Raw genomic sequence first — 20,269 nt, 5'->3', positions numbered from 1 at the left:
TTAGAGACCGCCTTTTACAGAAGGGCGGCTTTTTCTATTACTTTTCTATTTTTCCTGGCTGTATTTCTAGGTTACCTGTCGATTTTTTTAATTTACCCGTCTGTTTTCCTATTTTATCCGTCAAAATCACCATTTTACCCGTCCGATTACCTATTTTAGCCGTCAACTTAACTATTTAACTTTTAAAAACAAAACCAGCCCAATAAAAGGGCTGGCAGTCTAGAAATATTTCTTTTTCCAAAAGATAATTGCTGCTAGGGTAGATAATACTCCGCATATTATCAGAGTAAAAATAAACCCGTGTGGATTATTTTCAAACGGTAATTCCACGTTCATTCCAAATAGGCTGAACACCATTGTTGGGAATGACAAAATGATCGTAATCGAAGTTAAAAATTTCATGACAATGTTTAGGTTATTCGAAATAATTGAGGCGAAGGCATTCATCATCCCCGTTAAGATGGAGCGGTACGTTTCGGCCATTTCAATTGCCTGTGTTTTTTCAATAATGACGTCTTCTAATAAGTCCTTGTCTTCTTCATACATTTTTAAATAACTAAAGCGCAAAATTTTATCGAGGACGACTTTATTTGATTTTAATGAGGTGGTAAAGTAAACCAAACTCTTTTCTAAAGCTAGAAACGCAAATAGTTCTTTATTTTTTAAGGATTGGTGAACAACCCGTTCGATTTCATTTGTTTTCTTGTTAATTTGTTTTAAGTAACGAAGATAATAAGAAGAAATGACAAAAAGAATTTGCAGGGCAAAACGTGTCTTTTTAAAGGTATAGAACTCCTTCACTCTGTTTTTCCTAAATTCTTCTAAGATCGGTGAATCTTTTAAGGAAACAGTAATGATACATTCATCGGTTAGGATGATGCCAATTGGAATCGTCTCATAACCGGCAAAACCAGTTTCATCATGGATGATATAAGGGAAGTCGACGATAATATAGACCCGGCCGTCATCCCGTTCGATTCTTGGGCGTTCCTCATCATCGAGGGCATCTTTAATAATGTCGATATCTACCTGGGCATCATTTGAGACCCGGGCAATTTCTTCTGCTGTCGGTGCGTATATATTGACCCAGCAGCCTTTAGTGATCACATCAACTTTTTCTAAAACTTTTGCTTCCGTGCTTTTGTAAATCTCCAGCATGCGAAAACCTCCTCACTCACTTTGTTTGAGGAAGCCAACAACCTTTTCCAGAGTTGATATTTAAGATATTCAATTCAATCCATTCAAAGACATTGACTTCCCCTCGCCTCTTGGGGTCCGGGTCCACGGAATAACTCAAAAATATCAACTCCCTTTAACTTTTTTATCCTACCTTATCATAAACCGAAACTCCGTAAAGTACAAAGGAGTTTTTTCAAATTATTTATCTTCAGGAAAATAGGGGTTTAAATGAATTAATACCTCTCTGATGTTATCATTGTTTTCCATCAGTTTCCCTTTAATTGATTTTGCCAGATCATGTCCCTGCTTGATTGTTTTGAAGTGGTCGATGGCTATTCGTAAATCAACTAGTACATAATGGCCATGCTCCCGTGCGCGAATGCGGTCAATCCGCTTTACCTCGGGAAATTCGGAAATGATGGCCATGTATTCCTGAATGATCACTCCGTCTATATTACGCTCGAGTAAGATATCAAATGCCTCAGTTAACATTTCCTTCGCAATTTTAAAAATTAAATAGGCGACAAAAATACTCGCAGCCTTATCCCCGTAAAGCAGGAAATGGATATCGAATCGTTCACCCACAATCGACAAGAGTACACCAATTGCGGCTGCAATCGAGGCGACAATATCTGCCTTATGATCAAAGGCAATCGCTTCGATTGCCTTGCTCTGATTCTGTTTTGCCACGCGTAATGAACTGCGGTATAAAATGATTTTTGTAATAAATGAAAAGAGCGCGACCCACATAGCCAAAAAGCTTGGTGATTCCACTTTTTGAAATAAACCGCTGATCCCTTCGTAAGCTACATAAATGGACACAAGCAGCAGTAAGAAACCGATAATTTCAGAAACAATGACCTCGGCCTTTCCATGGCCATATGGATGTTCTTTATCTGCTGGCTTATCAGAAATTTTTATCACCAACAAAACAATAACAGATGCAAACACATCTGCCGCCGAATGGATTCCGTCTGCAAACACAGCGTCACTATTTCCATACTTGCCAATAATGATTTTTCCTAAAGTAAGAATAATATTGCTAATTACGCTTATCCAGGCTACCTTTTTGGCTATCGTTTCTCTGGTTTCTCTCATTTCCATCATTATCCACCCCTAAGAATCCACCTAGAAATCATAACAAATCTGACCTATATGGGTCCAGAGAAAAAGTTTTGCCCGCTTCAAGATAAGTTAGCCTCAGGCAAACTTATCTTGAAGCATTTATTCTTTAACCCCGTCTATGTCCTCTTTAATCATTTCCACTTCTTCGACAACGGAAATCTTGTTAATTTGGTCATGCAAGAAATGAAAGGCTTGATCTAATTGTTCACGTGATGGAAATTTGTCTTTTTGTTTCATTTTATTTAACCCCTTAATTTTTTTGAGTAAAATTTTTGAAAAAAGAAGAAAATACCGATGAACCAATAATAAAAAGGAGTGTTTATTTTGGAAAAAAAGAATTCGAACGAAAATACCGATCTGGCCGGACGTACCTATCAAGCAAGCGATTATCAAAAAAATGATCCTCTTTCCTCTGGACTTGCGACCACACATGAACAAGTAAGTGATTCGTACATGGAAGGCGATATCAGTTCAGACAATGGTTCTTCCGAAGGGTAGAAAATTAGAGAAAACAGCTCTCGCTCGAAAGCTGTTTTCTTTTTTTATTGTTTATCATCATCAACATATGGGTCATGTTCATATGCCGGTAAATCCCCAAAACTTGTCATGATCCCTTCTTCATCGAGGGCATCTTCATAGTGTTCATGCTGGGGATTGGGATAAACCTTGATATCATTTCCATACATGTCATTGCCAACAAAGTTTTCATAGTCCTCGACATAACCAATATTTTCATCCGCTTCCGAATAAATATCATTGTAATCATCCTGTGGGAAAGCTAAATCTGATGGTGTATCAGACGTACCCCATGCAGCAACAGTTTGCCAGGAATCCTCGGAATCAAAGCTAACATTTTCTTTTCTATCATCCATGTCAAATTTTCCAAATGGTGGCGCCAACACCTCTTCCTCAACTGGGCGCTGGTGGGAAGTGGCCTGGTCCTGGCTATGATGGATACAAAAGGTGGTATTCGGCAATGCCATTAATCGGTCCATCGGAATCTCCTTTCCGCAGACTTCACATTTCCCGTACCTGCCTTCTTCCATCGCCTCTAAGGCCCGATTGATATTCGTCAGCTGTGATTGATAATGCTCATTTAAAGCGATATCTTTTTCACGTTCATACAATTCGGTTCCCTCATCTGCAGGGTGATTATCATAGCTCGATAACTCCCCCACCGACTCATGGGCATGGCCGCGCTCTAATCCAAAGTGATCATTTTGTTTGAGATATTCTTCTACTTCACTCTTTTGCTGCAATAATTGTAACCGTAACTCAGCAAGTTGCTGTGTCGATAGCATGCGTTACTCCCCTTTCAAAAAAATGTTCATTTGACCCAAAATCTATATCATCCTTAAGTTTTCATTTTTTTAGTGTACCTTTCTATTGTCATTTGTTTCGCCTTTGATTATGTACTAAAAATTTAATTCCACCAAAAACCTATCTGCTAATTGTCGGGCAGACGGAATAAGATTTGCTAAGGTGTGTATCTTAAGAGAAGAATTAAGAAAAGGGGAGATTACGTGGTAAATCTAAACTTTGAAAAATTTAATAAAGTTCAGCAAGCACATCGGACCGAATACTTAGGTGGCAACAAAAATCAAAAGCCTGGACTTAATGACCCAGAATATAACAATCAGGATAATACAGATAAGTCTCCGGGAGCAACTGGACGAGAATAATCAATTATATCCAAATTTAAAAGGTTGAGGCTTTTCATCAACCTTTTTGAACGTACCTTAAGCGAAGCCGCCTGGAGCGGAAATCAACAGACCTATTGAACCAGCCAATAACTAAAACAAGAGGGGCTACCAAAGGTCAGAGACCTGACTTTATGGAAAGCCCCTCTTTTACCCAAATAAGTTATTAAAAGCCTGGATTCCGAAGTAAATTCCAAAGCCAATCAACGAAAGACTGGATAAGAAGGAAATAACAACAAGTAATTGCGAGGTTAAATATTTTCGAAAACTGCTGGCCACACTGGCCATGACAATATCCCATAGGAAAAGCCCGAAAAAAATAGCGCTGCTGTAAAGGATTAATTGGCTGCTCTCATAGGTTGCAGCAGTCTTTGCGAGGACGGATCCGTAAATTCCTAACCAAAACAGAATCGTTAATGGATTGGAGATGGACATCAAGAAGCCGGAAAAAAACGATTTTATCAGCGGTTCGCTGCTTCTTGTATACTCTAGTTCGATCTTCCCGGAATTCATAAACGTTTCAATCCCAGTGTACATCAAAACAAAACAGCCAAAAAACCAAAGAAAGGTTTGCATAAATGAGGTTTCCAAAAATTGGACAACCCCTATGTAAACAACAAGCATATATACGCCATCCGCTACTACAGCCCCGACCCCAATCAACCATGAGTGCATGAAGCCATGTCTGATTCCCCGATCAATTTGCGCCGCATTAATCGGTCCAATTGGTGCAGCCAGTGATAATCCTAACAATATATAGCTTAAAAAAACATTCAAACTACTCCCTCCAATCTAAGAAAAAGCCTGTCTCCTCATATTTATTCAGGCAGGGAGAGTTGTACGACAATAAAAAAGAGCTTTCCTTTTTAAAGAAAACTCTTTCCACTAAATTTATCTTTTCGATGACAAAATTCCTTTGTCCAAAACCTCATTTTCCCCTGTTTGCTGGAGCAAATGGCGCCTTGGCACGGGCAAATTAAAAGAATCAATATCAACAATGTATTTTGGACGCTGCTTTGTCTCTTTATAAATTTTTCCGACATACTCCCCAATTAAGCCTATCGCAATTAACTGGAGACCGCCGATAAGCCAAATGGAAGTAATCAGCGACGTCCAGCCTGTCTCGGTGTTTCCCAAAAATTTAAGTGTTAAGAAGTAGCCGCCAAAGACAAGGCTCATAATAAAAGAAACGAGTCCAATGACTAAGACAAAGCGGATTGGTGAAATAGAAAAGGAAGTAATTCCATCAAAGGCAAAGGCAAGCATTTTTTTTAAAGGATATTTCGTTTGACCAGCTTGTCTCTCTAACCGATCATAATAAACGACATCGGAGCGAAAGCCGAGCAGTGGAACAATCCCTCTTAAGAAAAGGTTAACCTCTTTAAACCTTGCCAACTCTTGGACAGCCCTTTTGCTCATTAACCTGAAATCAGCATGATTATAGACAAGATTTACTCCAAGACTTTTCATCATTTTATAAAAGCCCTGTGCTGTACTCCGTTTAAAGAACGTATCCGTCGCCCGCCCTTTCCTGACACCGTAAACAATTTCACAGCCTTCGTGGAACTTTAATATAAATTCGCGGATAACCTGAATATCATCCTGCAAATCGGCATCAATGGAAATGATACAATCCGAAAGCTCCTTGGCTGCAAACAGCCCGGCGAGTAAGGCATTCTGGTGTCCAACATTTCCCGCTAATTTTAATCCCCGGACAAATTCATTCCGTAACCCCTCTTTATAAATTATTTCCCATGTGTGGTCTTTACTCCCATCATCAACAAACAAGATCTTACTATGTTTTGAAACAAGCGTATCATTAATCAGTTCCTTCAACAGCTGCTGCAGTTGACTTATCGTCTCCGGTAATACCTCTTCCTCGTTATAGCATGGCACTACAATGGTTAGGACTGGTTCCATCATCTGTTCTAAACCTCCGATGTCTACAAAGTCTTATATAAGTAAATTTTCCAGGCAGACGTTTTTGATTCGAATATCTTATCGAGCGCGAGGCTATTTTCGGCGGCATTATCAATTGGGATCGCTGAAAAAATATAGCGGCCGCCCATTTCTTTAAATACATCTGTATTCAATTGCAATTTTTTTAAATGGCGTTTGGAATCCTTTTTGATCATATACCTCTTCCCAAGCTGTGCTGTGAAAATATAGCAGCGGCCGCCCCATTGATCGAAATAGTTGCGGATGGTTTTATTTTCCGCTAATTCCTTTTCAATTATTTTCCTAAATTGATGTTTATAGTTTAATGGATAAAAATTATTGTATGTATCAAGTGTGTAAAAGCCGTTATATTGGGAGATCGCCGGATGAATTCCGATACTGGCAATTCGATATTCCTCCTGCTTCAAGCCAATATGCTCTTTTATTTCATAGAACATTTCCTCAGCGAAAAACTCTTTGACAGTCGGCTTTTGCCGATAAATAATTTCGTCATTAAACAACCCTAAAAAAAGAATTTGCATGACGATAGCCCACTTTGCCATTTTCGCCCAGCTTATTCCTTGAAGTGAAATAATTTTTAACGCGAGAGCGAAGCTTCCATAGATCACAAGCGGTCTTAGGAAGTGATAGCGGGCAAAATTAAAGGTATCCATGAAATGAAACTTTTTAGTTAACGGGAGCCAGCCCTCATAAAACCAAAAGGCATACCAAAGCGACAAGACAAGATTTAAGCCAAATAAAAACACAAACCACTTTTCCTGCTTCCATAGCCTTTTTGAATAAACTAAATAGATGGCAATGAAGGTGGCAGGCAGGATAAATAAGCTATGAACAGTCATGACATGGGTGTGCCCCAGCAGATAATTTTTGAAAAAAAGCCGAACAGTGCGCCAAAAAGGGAGCTCCGCGTGAAAATACTCATCGCGGCTATTGGGCTCTCCCTTATATAGAAAGGAAAAGACTAAGCGATATTCCACAATCATAAAAATTAATGACATATAAGCAATCGAAAACAAAAAGCGAAGATTCCAGCCCTTTCCCCGGAGGAAATCCGTCAGCCAAAAAATCCCCATTGCACTCAAGAAGAAGAAAAAGCCTAAAACAATACTTGCGTATAACGGCAACAAGGTAAGTACCAGATAATCCTTCCACGTTCCCCCGTCCTTCCGAATGTTAAGAAATGCCCAAAGTGCGAGTGGTATCCCTAATGTACTCAACATTCCCGACGGCCAAAATGGTGTTAGGGCAAACGCAAGCGCGCTGCCTATTTGAAAGGGCAGCCACCGCTCACCAGGAAGTAAATGTTTTTTCAACAATAAATACATGCCGAAAAAGGCAGCAATTCTAGTAATTGTCTGGCTTAGGGCATAGGCAATCATTGTCGGAAAGAGAGCATATAACCAGACAATCAGGCTATATTCAGTCCCAAAGGCATTCCTCGACAGCTGCCCATTAATAATTTGCGGTATCACTCCATTTACGCCGCCGAACATTTCCCCGCTTCGCGCTAACACCCTATACCACGCCAAGTTTGAATCCAAATTATCATGAACCCGGATATGGGCATTTTCCTGGAGAATAAAAAGCGGAGAAAGATAGGCCGCTAAAACAATGAAAGCGAAGAGAATGTATCGCCGCTCTTTTTTTATCCCTACAATCACTTCTCTACACCCCGATTCAAAAGTGTATGTCCATAATAAAGTCTGCTTCTTGGCTGGAAATTATTCCTTTAACATAATCTGGTCACTGGTCTTTTTTTCAAAAGGGCGTTTCCATTATTTACATTTGCGAAACTCCCTGTTAAAATAAAATTAATCATTAAAATAAATTTTAACGATAAAATTACTTTTACCGAAAGGATGTTATTTATGTTTAGAATTCTTAAAAACCGAAACTATCTTCGGTTTTGGCTCGGGCAAATCATTTCACAATTAGGGGATGGATTCACGAGAATTGCAATTGTATACTTAGTTGCTACCTTATCGAAGGACCCTCTAGCCATCGGTCTGGTTATTTTCGCTCAGCTTCTCCCGACTGCCTTTTTTGGGATCTTCTTTGGTCCGTTAGCGGATAAATATAACCGAAAATGGCTCATGGTCGGGGCCGATTTTTACCGGATGGTGATTGTCTGTTTAATGATTCCCTTCCACCACTCGGCCGCGGCGCTTATTATCTTAATTGCTTTCCAAGGTCTTGGTTCTGCCCTGTTCGATCCGGCCCGATCTTCATCGATACCTGACCTTGTTGGGGAAGAAAATATCCAGCAGGCGATTTCTCTGTCACAATCAACAAGGGCGGCAATGGATATCATCGGTCCTTCAGTTGGTGCGCTGTTGATGATGACAAACAATTACAATTTTATTTTTGCGATTGATTCTGTTACCTTTGCCGTTTCAGCTTTGTTCATTCTCTCGTTACGAAATCTTGGTAAGAATAAATTGGCAGCTGCTCGATCTTCTGAATCATACTTCAGCTCGATTGGCTCAGGTGTGAAAGAGGTCGTCGGGATGCCAGCCTTACGATTCCTGCTCATTCTGCTGATGCCAATTACCCTTGTCTGCGGAATATTGAATACAAATCTTATCGCCGTCCTCACCAATGAGTTTCATGTTTCCGCCTTTCATTTTGGTTTTATTGAAGCGGCGTCGGCGGTTGGTGTTATTTTCGGCGCTGGTTTTGCCGCTCCCTATGCCCTTAAGAAATTGAATCCAAGTACGATTTTTTTACTGGGTACTGCCACAATTGGGGTTTTGATGGTGGTAATCATTCCGGTTGATACGCTTCAATTACTTTATGGCATCCTTCCTGTATATATTTGGAGTATAATGACAGGAGTAATGAATGCCTTTTTAAATGTTCCGTTAAGCAGCATCTTTTTAAAAATAACTCCATCCGCCTTTAGAGGCAGGGGTTCCTCTTTACTGGGGATTACAGCCAGTACTTCGTCGATGATTGGAATTTTGTTTGGCGGATGGTTATCGAAAGAAATCGGTGTTTTGTATGGAACAGCGATATCAGGGGCACTGCTTATCATTGTCGCAGGATTCATGCCCTTCCTAAAGGGCTATAAAAGCCTGTCGGTTCAGCAAACCGAATCTATTCCTGAAACAGCAGTGCCGGCAGCCGTTAATGAATAATGGAGGTAAGTTTTTGTGAAAAAAATCGATGATATTGAAATAGCCAAAATGATGTTAGATGTTAGAAAAAGAGGAATTCTGGACATTGCCAAAGAACCGGTTACCGTGGGCCAAATTGCCGATGAATTGAATGAGAAGCCGTCGCGGTTATACTACCATGTTAAAAAACTCGAGGAAGCAGGCCTGCTAGAGCTGGTTGAAACCCGCCAGCAGGGAAATTTAATTGAAAAATACTATAAGCGGACGCATGCAGCTGGCCATAGTTTTGAGTTTGATGAAGCATTGTTAAAGGAACATCATGGCACCGTTATGGAGGAAATCATGAATCTGCTCCAGCCTGGCCTGAAGCTTCTTCAATCAGAATTAAAAAAAGGAAAGCCCGACTTTGATAAGCAAGTGAATTTAATGATTAGTCTGCCGACCTTGACGGGAAGAGAATGGGAAACATCACACGAGCGAATGATGCGCTCAATTCACGAGCAACCGAACCAGGTGGAAAGCATTGAGGAATCAAGCCTGCCCAACCTCACCGAGGAACAACTAAATCAAAAATCTAAATACGCCTATATTATGTTGAGTTATCGCGTCGATGACACGGACGCAGACGAGGACTAACAAAAAACCTTCCATATTAAATTGGAAGGTTTCTTTACTATTATATATTTAATATTTTTCATTTTTTTTATCATAAATATTTAACAGGGAATCGAGTTTCTGGCTGCATTGGACAACATTTGGATTAGAATAACCATAAAGATGGGCTAAATGAATCATTTCCAACCTTGTTTTTTCAATCTTTGATAGAAGTGTGTTCATTCCAATACCCATGTCTCCAACCCTCTTTCCTAGTTATAATTATAAACATGTTATTAACCATAATTTATAAGTTTTCTCAATGGAAAGCAAGTAGTTATTAGAAAAACATTAGAACTTTGTGTGAATAATGTACTGGGTAAAATATGCCAAGCCCTAATTATCAAATGGAACTTTTTCGTCCATAATAGGTGGTAGTAGAAAGAGGTGTCGGTCGTGCCAAACAGAGTTTATATTAGCTTTTTACGATTGCCGCTCCTAGTCCGTATTCTAGTCATTGCCCTTCTTGTATTTCTATCATTTGGCATTTCCATTCACCTTTTAGAGCCTGAAACCTTTCCATCGGTTTTCGATGGCATTTGGTGGGCAATTATCACTGCCTCGACGGTGGGATATGGTGATTATGTCCCCCGCTCTTTCCTAGGCAGACTCACAGCGCTCGTATTAATCTTGCTTGGAGTCGGTTTTGTCTCCTCCTATTTTGGGACCTTAGCAGCGGCGGCCGTTACCAAACAAGATGCCTTTTCTGAAGGCAGAATCCCCTTTAAAGGAACAGGTCATATCATTATTATCGGCTGGAACGAGCGATCAAGAGAGTTAATTCATAAGCTGACAAGCGTTAGCTTCCCGCAAATGATTGTCTTGATTGACGAAACGCTCGAAGCAAATCCGGTTAAATCGAGATTTGTTCATTTTATCCAGGGGAAAGGGCATGTAGATGAAACGATACTCAAAAGTGATATTCAGCATGCCGAGAAGGTGCTGATTACCGCTGACCGGGGAAATGATGAACTCCAGGCGGACATGAATAGCATTTTAACGCTGCTGACGATTAAAGGTTTATGCATACAGGTAAAATGCATTGTGGAAATTTTAACGGCGGAGCAGGTAATTAACGCCTTAAGAGCAGGTGCAGACGAAGTAATTCAGTCCAATAAATTGACAAGTGTCTTTATGGTCAACAGTTTGCATTCCAATGGTGACGGGTTGTTATCAAATGTTGTCCATCAGTTACAGGAAAGCAGATTGTCGTCTTTTATGGCGAAGGAAAAGGACATTGGAAAAAGTTTTGGGGAAGTATGCCAGAGGTTGTTAAATCAAGGTTTCCTCCTAATTGGCATTAAAAGAGGCGAGGATACCATACTTAATCCTGTTCATTCATTTACAGTTGAAGAAAACGACCAGTTATTAATATTTAAATAAAAGAGTACTGATAATTTTCATATCAGCACTCTTTTTTGGTTTTTCTATAAGCGTTTTTCTAATTCTGCTTTCTTTTCTTCAAACCCAGGTTTCCCTAATAACGCAAACATATTTACCTTATAGGCCTCAACGCCTGGCTGGTCGAATGGGTTGACGCCAAGCAGGTAGCCGCTCATCGCACAGGCTTTTTCGAAGAAGTAGGCAAGGTATCCAAATGTATATTCATCCATCGCTGGAATCGTAACAATGAGGTTTGGCACGTCGCCATCGGTATGGGCAAGCATCGTTCCTTCAAATGCTTTATTGTTTACAAAGTCAAGCGATTTTCCGGCTAGATAATTGAGACCATCCAAATCTGTTTCAACCGCTTCAATCGTTAGCTCACGGCGGGGCTTTTCAACCTTGATAATCGTTTCAAACAAATCGCGCCGTCCTTCTTGAACATATTGACCAAGCGAATGAAGGTCTGTCGAGAAGTTGGCTGAAGCTGGGAAAATACCTTTTTGATCTTTGCCTTCGCTTTCTCCAAATAGCTGCTTCCACCATTCTGAAAAATACTGCAGGCCTGGCTCATAGTTAATCAGCATTTCGATTGTTTTGCCTTTATTATATAGCGCATTTCTTACAGCCGCATATTGGTAGGCTTGGTTATCTTCAAGCTCTGAATGACCGAAGTCTTCTTGGGCCTTAGCAGCCCCGCTCATCATTTTTTCAATGTCTGCACCGCTAACAGCAATCGGCAGCAATCCAACAGCTGTTAAAACCGAGTAACGACCGCCGATATCATCAGCAATCACAAAAGTTTCGTAGCCTTCTTCATTTGATAAAGTTTTTAAAGCACCTCTTGCTTTGTCTGTTGTCGCATAAATTCGTTTGCGCGCTTCCTCTACACCGTATTTTTCCTCTAGCAGCTTGCGGAAAATCCGGAAGGCAATCGCCGGTTCTGTTGTCGTCCCTGATTTCGAGATGACGTTGATGGAGAAATCCTTGCCATCAAGGAGGTCGATTACATCACTCATATATGATGAACTAATATTGTTGCCGACAAAAATGATTTGCGGTGTTTTCCGTTTTTCTTTCGGAAGGGCATTATAGAAGCTATGTTGCAGCATTTCAATCGCCGCTCTTGCCCCTAGATAGGAACCTCCAATCCCAATCACAAGAAGAACATCGGAATCAGCCTTGATTTTTTCAGCTGACTTTTGGATGCGTGAGAATTCTTCTTTGTCATAGTTTGTTGGCAGGTCAATCCAGCCTAAAAAGTCGCTGCCTGCGCCTGTTTGCTCATGTAAAGAATGATGGGCAACCTTAACAGCATCTCGTAAATATGTAAGTTCATGTTCCCCAAAGAAAGTAAGGGCTTTCGAGTAATCAAAACGAACGTGTGTCATGTATGATCCTCCATAAATTTATTATTTTCACTACCACTTTATCGAAAGATGGGCGGAATATCAAGGAAGGTCCACTTATGTAAGCGGACCCATTTTAGACAAATTTTTCACTTTTATAACGAAGCCCGATAAATCGCTAAACAATCCTCACGATTCAGCTTTTTAAAATTCCCAAACTCGCCGTTTGCCATTGCGCGATCGGCCATCAGCTCAAGCTTGCTGTCATCAATATCATAGTCTGCTAACCGAGCCGGCGCCTCAATGCTGTTCCAGAATTCTCGTAATTTGCTAATTCCCACGCGGCCTGTTTCTTCCGCACTTTTCCCTTTAGGGTCAACTCCAAACACTCTGACCGCTAACTGCTGAAAGCGTTCTGGTTTGATACTTAAGTTATGCTCCATCCAATGCGGGAATAAAATAGCAAGCCCCCCGCCATGCGGGATGTCATAGACTGCGGATACCGCATGCTCTAGGTTATGTGTCGCCCAATCGCCGCGATAACCCATATTTAAAATCCCGTTTAATGCCATCGTGCCGCTGTAAAGAATCGTTGCCCGGTGTTGATAGTTTTCAAGGTCTGCCAGTAATTTAGGCGCCGTTTCCATCACGGTGGTGAGCAATGATTCACACATACGGTCCTGAAAATCGGTATTCTCCTCAAGGTGAAAATAGTGTTCAAGCACATGCGACATCATATCGACGATTCCATAAATCGTTTGGTTTCTTGGGACTGTGAACGTATTAACGGGATCTAAAATAGAGAATTTCGGGAATGTCACAGGACTACCCCAGCCGTATTTTTCGTTTGTTTCCCAATTCGTAATGACCGAGCCGGCATTCATTTCTGAGCCAGTTGCAGCAAGTGTCAACACAGTACCAAAAGGCAGCGCCTCATGAGCGAACGCTTTTTTTACGACTAAATCCCATGAATCGCCATCATATTTCGCACCCGCTGCGATTAATTTAGTACAATCGATGACACTGCCACCGCCAACGGCTAGAAGGAATTCAATTCCTTCTTGTTTACAGATCTCTACCCCTTTGCGGGCCGTAGAAATGCGCGGATTTGGCTCAACCCCGGATAGTTCAAACACTTCGGCACCAATTTCTCCCAAAAGTGCGATAACCTGATCATAGAGCCCGCTTCGTTTAATACTGCCGCCGCCATAGACAAGCAAAACCTTTTTCCCGTAGAGAGGAACTTCTTTTTTCAATTGCTCGAGCTGGCCTTTTCCAAAAATCAATTTGGTGGGATTCCAAAAAGTAAAATTTTGCAAACTAAACACCATCCTTTTCACTATTCATTATTTATTATCTTGTGGCAATTTGCAAAAAACTTGATTAAAATGGCGTCTGTGAGAAAAATCTATTTTTTGCCTGGCCGATACGTAGTTTATCATCTATGTAACATGCTAGACATTGGGTATTTTATTGAGAATTCCGGAAGTCACCGGTAATTCATCAAAGTGACCTGTAAAAAGTAAAAAGTGACCGGTATTTTACTAAAAGTGACCGGTATTTCCACCAAAGTGACCGGTAAAGTGTAATAGAGGATCACTGACTCCTTAAACATAGTCGATAATTTGGTCAAAATGGTTAGTTCATGCTCATACACTTAAAAAAGGTAAACTTAAACCCACTTCAGCCAAAGATCTTCCCCAAAAAATTGGTCATGTACTCCACATAAAGAATAACAATGATTCTTTTGATCTATTAGTGTGAGGATGCAGGTGTTTTTAGTAGGAAATGATGAAGTGACCGGTAAATTGGACAAAGTGACCGGTATTTCATCCAAAGCAACCGGTAAATTAAATAAGTGAACGGTAAATTACTAAAAGTGACCGATAACGTACAAAAAAGGGATGGTCATCCCTCAATAGCTGCCGAAAACATCCCCATAAATGTTAATAGTGGACCTATTTCCGAAAAAGTTCATAAAACAGACAAAGAACGGTGTCGATATTTGAAGGTTTTTAACTGTTGTTAGAGAAATTTTAAAAAAAGAAAGGAATGATACCAATTGATGGCAAAAGAATGCGAACCTCCAGAGAGGATTAAGAAATACGAAGCACTAGACTCGAGATTGCGAGAAAACCATCCCATCCGGCCAATCCTATTAACCGAATATAAGAATTGGATGGCTGGTTACAAAGGTGAAAAATCGCTTATTTTCCATTTAAGCATGCTTCCTGACTCAAAATATCTTATTTTTCATAACATTCGCCTACAATTGGGCAAGTATTATTTCCAGATTGATTACCTAATGCTTTGTTCAGCATTTGCACTAGTTCTGGAAGTAAAGAATCGAATTGGAGAATACCATTTTGAAAACTACTTAAATCAAACTACCCTTAAATTTAATGATAAGGTCGAAAGAATTAAGAATCCAGTACTACAAGCCAGGGTGCAGGCGATAAAACTTAAAAAATGGCTCCAAAAGCATAATTGTTCTGAATTTCCCATTCATTATCTTTTTGTCAATAGTAACGAAAGAGCATCGATAAGAATTGAGCCAGGGAACGAACGGATCCTTCGATATATCTGCAATAGTGAGGGGTTAATTGAAAAAATTACTCAAATAGCCAACTATAATAAGACTGTGATTCTAGATACAAAGGAATTGCGTAAAATTAAACGTCTTCTTTTAACTAACCATACTCCAGAAAAATTTGACATCCTAGAACACTTCAAACTTTTGCTACATGATATCCTTACAGGAGTCCAATGCCCGGAGTGTAGATTTTTACCAATGGAATATATTTACGGAACATGGGTCTGCGCGAAATGTAACTACAAATCAAAAACAGCTCATATTCAAGCCATCTACGACTATTTCCTTCTATGTAAGCCCTCAATTACAAATTCGGAGGTAAGACAATTTCTCCACATTGAATCCCCTAGAGTTGCACATAAATTCTTAAGTCACATGGACTTAGCCTTTTCAGGGACATTCAAAGATAGAATTTATTTTCCAAAATAATTAACAATTCACCCGACATGGGGCTACAAGCAGTTTGCCTGCTTAAGAGTGAAGTCCCCATTTTGACTTCATTGGCAAGACCAAACCACTTTAAGCCCCTGATAATCGTTTTTTCCATTGTAAAAGAATCCCCGCATCAATGATGCAAGGATTTCCATTATACCCAGCCCCTTAATAGGGAGGCTTCTGCCATTTTTCTAACGCCAACCATGTATGCAGCTAATCGCATACTGATATTTCGGCTTTCGGCAAGGTCATAAACATCATTGAATGATTTGACGAGCCTTTCTCGTAATTTCACGGCTATTTCCTCTTCCGTCCAATAATATCCTTGGTTATTTTGAACCCACTCGAAATAGGAAACAGTGACGCCGCCCGCACCGGCAAGCACATCGGGGACTAACAAAATCCCGCGTTCTGTGAGAATCTTGGTCGCTTCCAGCGTCGTCGGACCGTTTGCTGCTTCCACTACAATTCTTGCTTTGATGCTGCCTGCATTTTCGGCGGTAATTTGGTTAGAAACAGCAGCCGGCACTAAAATATCACAGTCGCGCTCAAGCAATTCTTGATTCGTTATCGCACCCTCAAATAATGTGGTCACTGTACCAAAGCTGTCACGGCGGTCGAGCAAATAATTAATATCCAAGCCATCTGGATGATAAACCGCCCCATACACATCTGAAATACCAACGATTATCGCTCCTGAATCATGGAGAAATTTAGCGATGTAGCCGCCGGCATTTCCAAAACCTTGGATGATCACACGCGCACCTTTCAACTGAATTCCACGCTTTTTTGCCGCTTCTTCGATACAAATGGTTACACCCTTAGCCCCTGCTTTTTCCCGGCCCTCTGAACCTCCAAGCACAAGCGGCTTCCCTGTGATAAAGCCGGGAGAGTCGTTTTGACGGAGAGAGCTGTATTCATCCAGCATCCAGGCCATAATCTGCGAGTTTGTATACATATCCGGTGCCGGGATATCCTTGACTGAGCCAACAATTTGGCTGATAGATCGGACATAGCCGCGGCTTAAACGTTCAAGCTCACCAAATGACATGGTGCGCGGGTTACAGATAATTCCGCCCTTTCCTCCACCGAAAGGTAAATCCGCAATGCCGCATTTTAGGCTCATCCACATCGATAACGCCTTTATTTCATCAGCATTGATTTGCGGATGAAAGCGAACCCCGCCCATTGTCGGTCCAACCGCATCATTATGCTGGGACCTGAATCCGCTGAAGACTTTCGTAGAGCCATCATCCATGCGGACAGGAATCCTGACACAAAATGTCCGAATTGGTTCTGCTAATAAATGATACATCTCCTCGTTGTAGCCCAGTTTATTTAACGCATCATGAATAACGATCTGTGTTGATGTAAGAAGGTTTAACATCTCTTGTTTCTTGCCATCTCCATCAGTAGTCCCCATTTTGGCACCCCTAATTATTTTCATTCTAATATTTTGTTAATCCGCTTAATCGCCCAATCCAATTCTTCTAAAATGTTAAGTACAATTCTATTGTAGCCGAGCCTGAAAAAAGAATGAACCCTTTTTATTTCAAAAATAAAAAAGCCCAAGGCAGCCTTCAATAAATTTCAGGGCCTAGGCTTTTAGAAATATTACTTTTTAATTAAATCTTCACGCTGTGACTGGTCAATCCACTCTTGAAGCTTATCTTTTAATGTATTAAATCCTTGCTGGCCTTCAGCCTCAGGAATAATTGCTGCTGCTTGACGCTTACGCGGCTTTTTAGCTTTAGTTATTGGTTGAGCTGGGGCTTCTTCTGTGGCACGGATTGAAAGACCAATTTTTCCTGCACCTTCATCCACTGATAATACCTTAACCTGTACTTCATCGCCCACTTTAAGATGTTCATTGATATCCTTCACATAGCCGTGTGTGATTTCTGAAATATGCACAAGACCCTGTGTATTTTCATCTAAGGCAACGAATGCACCATATGGTTGAATTCCTGTAACTTTACCGGTTAAAATACTTCCTGTTTCAATCTTTTCTGTCATGTAAACACTCCTAAGTAAATGAATTATTAATCCCTTATATACGCATTAAAAGATTATATCACAATATATAGCTTTAGGCAAAAAAGCTTATCGCATTCAAAATAAGTTCTCCTCATTTGAATTAGAAATATTGTCAGAGTTTCTTAACAAATTATTCACAGAACGAATAAAAAAAGCCAACTATCCAATGATATACTAATAGTGAGTAAGTATCCTTTCTAAGAGAGGTGACCAGTATGAATTCAATCGGCCACACCATTAAAACTTCCCGTGAAATGCTAAAAATGACCCAGCAGGAGCTGGCTCAAAAGGTTAGAGTGGGAACACATACGATTGAGAAATATGAATCTGGGGAACAAATTCCAAGCACTCAGACAATCATGAAATTGTCTACTGTTTTAGATATCCCTGCATCTGAATTATTGAAGTACAATCAGGTTCAAACAACCTCCACTTCTACGGAACATATTTGAAAAAGGCACTTTAGCTTAAAAGCGGTAAAATGTACCGCTTTTTTTATTTTTTCTTCATTCTTTTGTATAGAACCATAAATATGTGGAAAACCTTGTAACATAATGCTTTCTAGTATTCCCCCCTTTTTGAAGTGGACAGCCCAAATGGGTATGTCCACTTTTTTTGCATTGGCTGTGTTAAAAAGTGAATGTTGATTTCCGTTCCAGGGCTTCACTTTCCGCGGGGCGGGCGGTGAGCCTGCCTCCTCGGCGAATTGCGCGCCTGCGGGGTCTCACCTGTCCCGCTGCTCCCGCAGGAGTCTCGCGCCTGAAACGTAGAGCAACATTGTGCTTTAACACAGCCTTTCATTAAATAGAACAAGTTTCGTTCTCTTTGATGGCTAATAATTCAGCCGCAATTTTCACACAATCATGGAGTGGAATTAGTATTTCAAATGAAAATTCATAAATGGTTTGGATTCTCTTGGCTAGTTTTGGACAATCATTCAGTTCATGTATCGCCTGAATCACATCAGCAATTTCCGTTTCATAGCCGCCGTTTTTTAGTCGAAAGGGATCCCATTCATTTAAAACATCAACATATTGCAAATTAGTTTGAATTTCTTTTCGCATGGTTTTTAGCTCCTATTATAGTTACATTTGCTGAAAATATTTTATCATACAAAACGGTCATATAGAGAGGTCTTACGTCCAAAGTACATGGAAAAAGAGCAAAACGGTCACGTAGAGTGGTTCTATGTGACCGAAACCCTTGAAAAAAGACGAGCTATGCTAGCTCGTCTTTTCGATTATTTTTCCAGCCATTCTGTATGGAAGGTTCCTTCACGGTCCACTCTTTGATAGGTATGGGCACCGAAATAATCTCTTTGGGCTTGGAGTAAATTGGCAGGCAGCACCTCTGAGCGGTAACTGTCATAATAAGCAAGTGCGCTAGAAAGACCTGGCACCGGTATACCTGCTTTAATCGCAATGGATACTACTTCTCTTGCAGCATCCTGATAGTCGGCAACAATCGTTTGAAAATAGGAATCCATTAATAAATTGTCTAAGGCTGGATTACGGTCGTAGGCTTCCTTAATATTTTGCAGGAAGGCTGCCCGAATAATACAGCCGCCGCGGAAAATCATCGCAATTTCTCCCGGTTTTAAGTTCCAATCATATTCTTCCGAAGCCTTTTTCAATTGGGCAAAGCCTTGTGCGTAAGAAATAATCTTACTTAGATACAAGGTTTTCCGAATCAGCTCAATAAACTCCTGCTTATTGCCGGCAAATTCATTCGCAGCCGGACCCCTTAGCACCTTGCTTGCACGCACGCGCTCATCCTTCATCGCCGATAAAAAGCGGGAAAAAACGGATTCTGTAATAATCGACAGCGGCACACTTAAATCAAGTGAACTTTGACTTGTCCATTTTCCAGTCCCTTTTTGCCCGGCTGTATCAAGAATGACATCCACTAACGGCTTCCCAGTTTCCGAATCTATTTTTGTAAAAATATCGGCTGTTATTTCAATTAAATAGCTGTCAAGCTCGCCTTGATTCCATTCTTTAAACACTTCATGAAGTTCTTCAACGGACAAACCAAGCAGATCTCTCATTAAATGATAGGACTCGCAAATTAACTGCATATCACTATACTCAATGCCGTTATGCACCATTTTCACATAGTGCCCAGCCCCATTTGGACCAATATATGTACAGCATGGATCTCCATTTACCTTAGCAGAGATAGCCGTTAACAGTGGTCCGACTGCATCATAGGCTTCCTTTTGCCCGCTTGGCATGATGGCCGGGCCTGTCAGTGCACCTTCTTCTCCGCCCGAAACTCCGGCACCGATAAATAGAATTCCCTTTTCAGCAAGTTCCTTATTTCTTCGGATTGTATCTTGATAGAAGCTGTTTCCGCCATCAATTAGGATATCGCCTTTATCTAAATGAGGCAGCAACGATTCAATTGCTTTATCGGTAATGACTCCCGCATTCACCATTAATAAAATCTTCCGCGGGCTTTCTAATGATTGCACAAAATCTACAATATTTGTCGTGCCAACTAACTTTTTCCCTTTATTATTTTCGACAACTTCATTTACTTTCTCTGCTGATAGGTCGTACACAGAAACGGGGAAGCCTTTGCTTTCAAAATTTAACGCCAAACTTCTTCCCATTACTCCAACACCCACGACTCCAACTTGTTGTTTTTCCACTCTAAATCATCCCTTCATGATGTTAAAAAAATCAATTTAGCTTTATTATATATGAAAATTAATTAAACTCCACTTTGTTGAACCAT

At 40.5% G+C, this 20,269-nt stretch carries 21 protein-coding genes; 7 read left to right on the top strand and 14 right to left on the bottom strand.

Annotated features, from left to right (window positions below):
* Positions 1–219 precede the first annotated feature (219 nt).
* From AA980_RS09120 to AA980_RS27190, 3 genes are all read right to left on the bottom strand, one after another.
* Positions 220–1,158 (bottom strand): magnesium transporter CorA family protein, encoded by a 939-nt coding sequence (locus AA980_RS09120; RefSeq protein ID WP_024029620.1) that lies wholly within the window; start codon positions 1,156–1,158, stop codon positions 220–222.
* Between the two features lie 219 nt (positions 1,159–1,377).
* Positions 1,378–2,277 (bottom strand): cation diffusion facilitator family transporter, encoded by a 900-nt coding sequence (locus AA980_RS09115; protein WP_034724539.1) that lies wholly within the window; start codon positions 2,275–2,277, stop codon positions 1,378–1,380.
* Positions 2,278–2,403: 126 nt separating this feature from the next.
* The gene (locus AA980_RS27190) at positions 2,404–2,541 is read right to left on the bottom strand and encodes a hypothetical protein (RefSeq protein ID WP_156351202.1); all 138 of its coding nucleotides are present in this window, start codon (positions 2,539–2,541) and stop codon (positions 2,404–2,406) included.
* An 87-nt stretch (positions 2,542–2,628) separates the two neighbouring features.
* Between AA980_RS27190 and AA980_RS26260 the strand changes: the two genes are divergently transcribed.
* Positions 2,629–2,802 carry a YozQ family protein gene (locus tag AA980_RS26260; RefSeq protein WP_024029622.1) on the top strand — a complete coding sequence of 58 codons (174 nt, stop codon included), beginning with the start codon at positions 2,629–2,631 and terminating at the stop codon, positions 2,800–2,802.
* A gap of 44 nt (positions 2,803–2,846) precedes the next feature.
* On the opposite strand, the gene AA980_RS09110 is transcribed toward AA980_RS26260, so the two are convergent.
* The gene (locus AA980_RS09110; RefSeq protein WP_024029623.1) at positions 2,847–3,605 is read right to left on the bottom strand and encodes a TraR/DksA C4-type zinc finger protein; all 759 of its coding nucleotides are present in this window, start codon (positions 3,603–3,605) and stop codon (positions 2,847–2,849) included.
* A 222-nt stretch (positions 3,606–3,827) separates the two neighbouring features.
* Here AA980_RS09110 and AA980_RS27480 point away from each other — a divergent pair, with 222 nt between their 5' ends.
* Complete coding sequence (locus AA980_RS27480; RefSeq protein WP_162837341.1) at positions 3,828–3,986, top strand: hypothetical protein; 159 nt, start codon at positions 3,828–3,830, stop codon at positions 3,984–3,986.
* A gap of 168 nt (positions 3,987–4,154) precedes the next feature.
* On the opposite strand, the gene AA980_RS09105 is transcribed toward AA980_RS27480, so the two are convergent.
* The 3 genes from AA980_RS09105 to AA980_RS09095 all read right to left on the bottom strand — a co-directional run bounded on the left by AA980_RS09105 (position 4,155) and on the right by AA980_RS09095 (position 7,624).
* Entirely contained in the window at positions 4,155–4,781 is a 627-nt protein-coding gene (locus AA980_RS09105; protein WP_024029624.1) for a LysE family transporter, read from the bottom strand.
* 114 nt (positions 4,782–4,895) lie between these two features.
* The gene (locus AA980_RS09100) at positions 4,896–5,927 is read right to left on the bottom strand and encodes a glycosyltransferase (RefSeq protein ID WP_024029625.1); all 1,032 of its coding nucleotides are present in this window, start codon (positions 5,925–5,927) and stop codon (positions 4,896–4,898) included.
* Between the two features lie 20 nt (positions 5,928–5,947).
* Complete coding sequence (locus tag AA980_RS09095; protein ID WP_024029626.1) at positions 5,948–7,624, bottom strand: DUF6044 family protein; 1,677 nt, start codon at positions 7,622–7,624, stop codon at positions 5,948–5,950.
* A 207-nt stretch (positions 7,625–7,831) separates the two neighbouring features.
* Between AA980_RS09095 and AA980_RS09090 the strand changes: the two genes are divergently transcribed.
* Positions 7,832–9,100, top strand: a complete 1,269-nt coding sequence (locus AA980_RS09090; protein WP_024029627.1) for an MFS transporter — start codon at positions 7,832–7,834, stop codon at positions 9,098–9,100.
* 15 nt (positions 9,101–9,115) lie between these two features.
* A complete protein-coding gene (locus AA980_RS25755; protein WP_024029628.1) occupies positions 9,116–9,715 on the top strand; it encodes a winged helix-turn-helix domain-containing protein in 600 nt (199 codons plus the stop codon).
* 48 nt (positions 9,716–9,763) lie between these two features.
* Here AA980_RS25755 and AA980_RS26255 read toward each other — a convergent pair whose 3' ends face one another.
* Positions 9,764–9,928, bottom strand: a complete 165-nt coding sequence (locus AA980_RS26255; protein ID WP_024029629.1) for an aspartyl-phosphate phosphatase Spo0E family protein — start codon at positions 9,926–9,928, stop codon at positions 9,764–9,766.
* A gap of 201 nt (positions 9,929–10,129) precedes the next feature.
* Between AA980_RS26255 and AA980_RS09080 the strand changes: the two genes are divergently transcribed.
* Positions 10,130–11,116, top strand: a complete 987-nt coding sequence (locus AA980_RS09080) for a potassium channel family protein (protein ID WP_034724492.1) — start codon at positions 10,130–10,132, stop codon at positions 11,114–11,116.
* 44 nt (positions 11,117–11,160) lie between these two features.
* Here AA980_RS09080 and AA980_RS09075 read toward each other — a convergent pair whose 3' ends face one another.
* Both AA980_RS09075 and AA980_RS09070 read right to left on the bottom strand, forming a co-directional pair.
* Positions 11,161–12,507: a glucose-6-phosphate isomerase gene (locus tag AA980_RS09075; protein ID WP_024029631.1), complete on the bottom strand. Its 1,347-nt coding sequence runs from the start codon at positions 12,505–12,507 to the stop codon at positions 11,161–11,163.
* 113 nt (positions 12,508–12,620) lie between these two features.
* On the bottom strand, positions 12,621–13,784 hold the full coding sequence (locus AA980_RS09070; RefSeq protein ID WP_024029632.1) for an iron-containing alcohol dehydrogenase: 1,164 nt from the start codon (positions 13,782–13,784) through the stop codon (positions 12,621–12,623).
* Positions 13,785–14,530: 746 nt separating this feature from the next.
* On the opposite strand from AA980_RS09070, the gene AA980_RS09065 reads away from it, so the two are divergent.
* On the top strand, positions 14,531–15,487 hold the full coding sequence (locus AA980_RS09065; protein ID WP_024029633.1) for a nuclease-related domain-containing protein: 957 nt from the start codon (positions 14,531–14,533) through the stop codon (positions 15,485–15,487).
* 157 nt (positions 15,488–15,644) lie between these two features.
* Here AA980_RS09065 and AA980_RS09060 read toward each other — a convergent pair whose 3' ends face one another.
* Both AA980_RS09060 and yugI read right to left on the bottom strand, forming a co-directional pair.
* A complete protein-coding gene (locus AA980_RS09060) occupies positions 15,645–16,916 on the bottom strand; it encodes a Glu/Leu/Phe/Val family dehydrogenase (RefSeq protein WP_024029634.1) in 1,272 nt (423 codons plus the stop codon).
* 191 nt (positions 16,917–17,107) lie between these two features.
* Complete coding sequence (gene yugI, locus AA980_RS09055; protein ID WP_024029635.1) at positions 17,108–17,509, bottom strand: S1 domain-containing post-transcriptional regulator GSP13; 402 nt, start codon at positions 17,507–17,509, stop codon at positions 17,108–17,110.
* A gap of 236 nt (positions 17,510–17,745) precedes the next feature.
* On the opposite strand from yugI, the gene AA980_RS09050 reads away from it, so the two are divergent.
* Complete coding sequence (locus AA980_RS09050) at positions 17,746–17,982, top strand: helix-turn-helix domain-containing protein (protein ID WP_024029636.1); 237 nt, start codon at positions 17,746–17,748, stop codon at positions 17,980–17,982.
* A gap of 348 nt (positions 17,983–18,330) precedes the next feature.
* Here the strand turns inward: AA980_RS09050 and AA980_RS09040 are convergent, their stop codons facing one another.
* Together AA980_RS09040 and gndA are read right to left on the bottom strand one after the other, a co-directional pair.
* Positions 18,331–18,594 carry a DUF1871 family protein gene (locus AA980_RS09040; protein WP_024028440.1) on the bottom strand — a complete coding sequence of 88 codons (264 nt, stop codon included), beginning with the start codon at positions 18,592–18,594 and terminating at the stop codon, positions 18,331–18,333.
* 176 nt (positions 18,595–18,770) lie between these two features.
* On the bottom strand, positions 18,771–20,183 hold the full coding sequence (gndA, locus tag AA980_RS09035) for an NADP-dependent phosphogluconate dehydrogenase (protein ID WP_024028439.1): 1,413 nt from the start codon (positions 20,181–20,183) through the stop codon (positions 18,771–18,773).
* Between the last annotated feature and the right edge of the window lie 86 nt (positions 20,184–20,269).

The organism is Neobacillus vireti (assembly GCF_001026695.1).
GTDB classification, from domain to species: Bacteria; Bacillota; Bacilli; order Bacillales; family Cytobacillaceae; genus Neobacillus; species Neobacillus vireti.
Note: the sequence above shows the minus strand (reverse complement) of the source record. Positions and strands in the feature narration are given on the sequence as shown.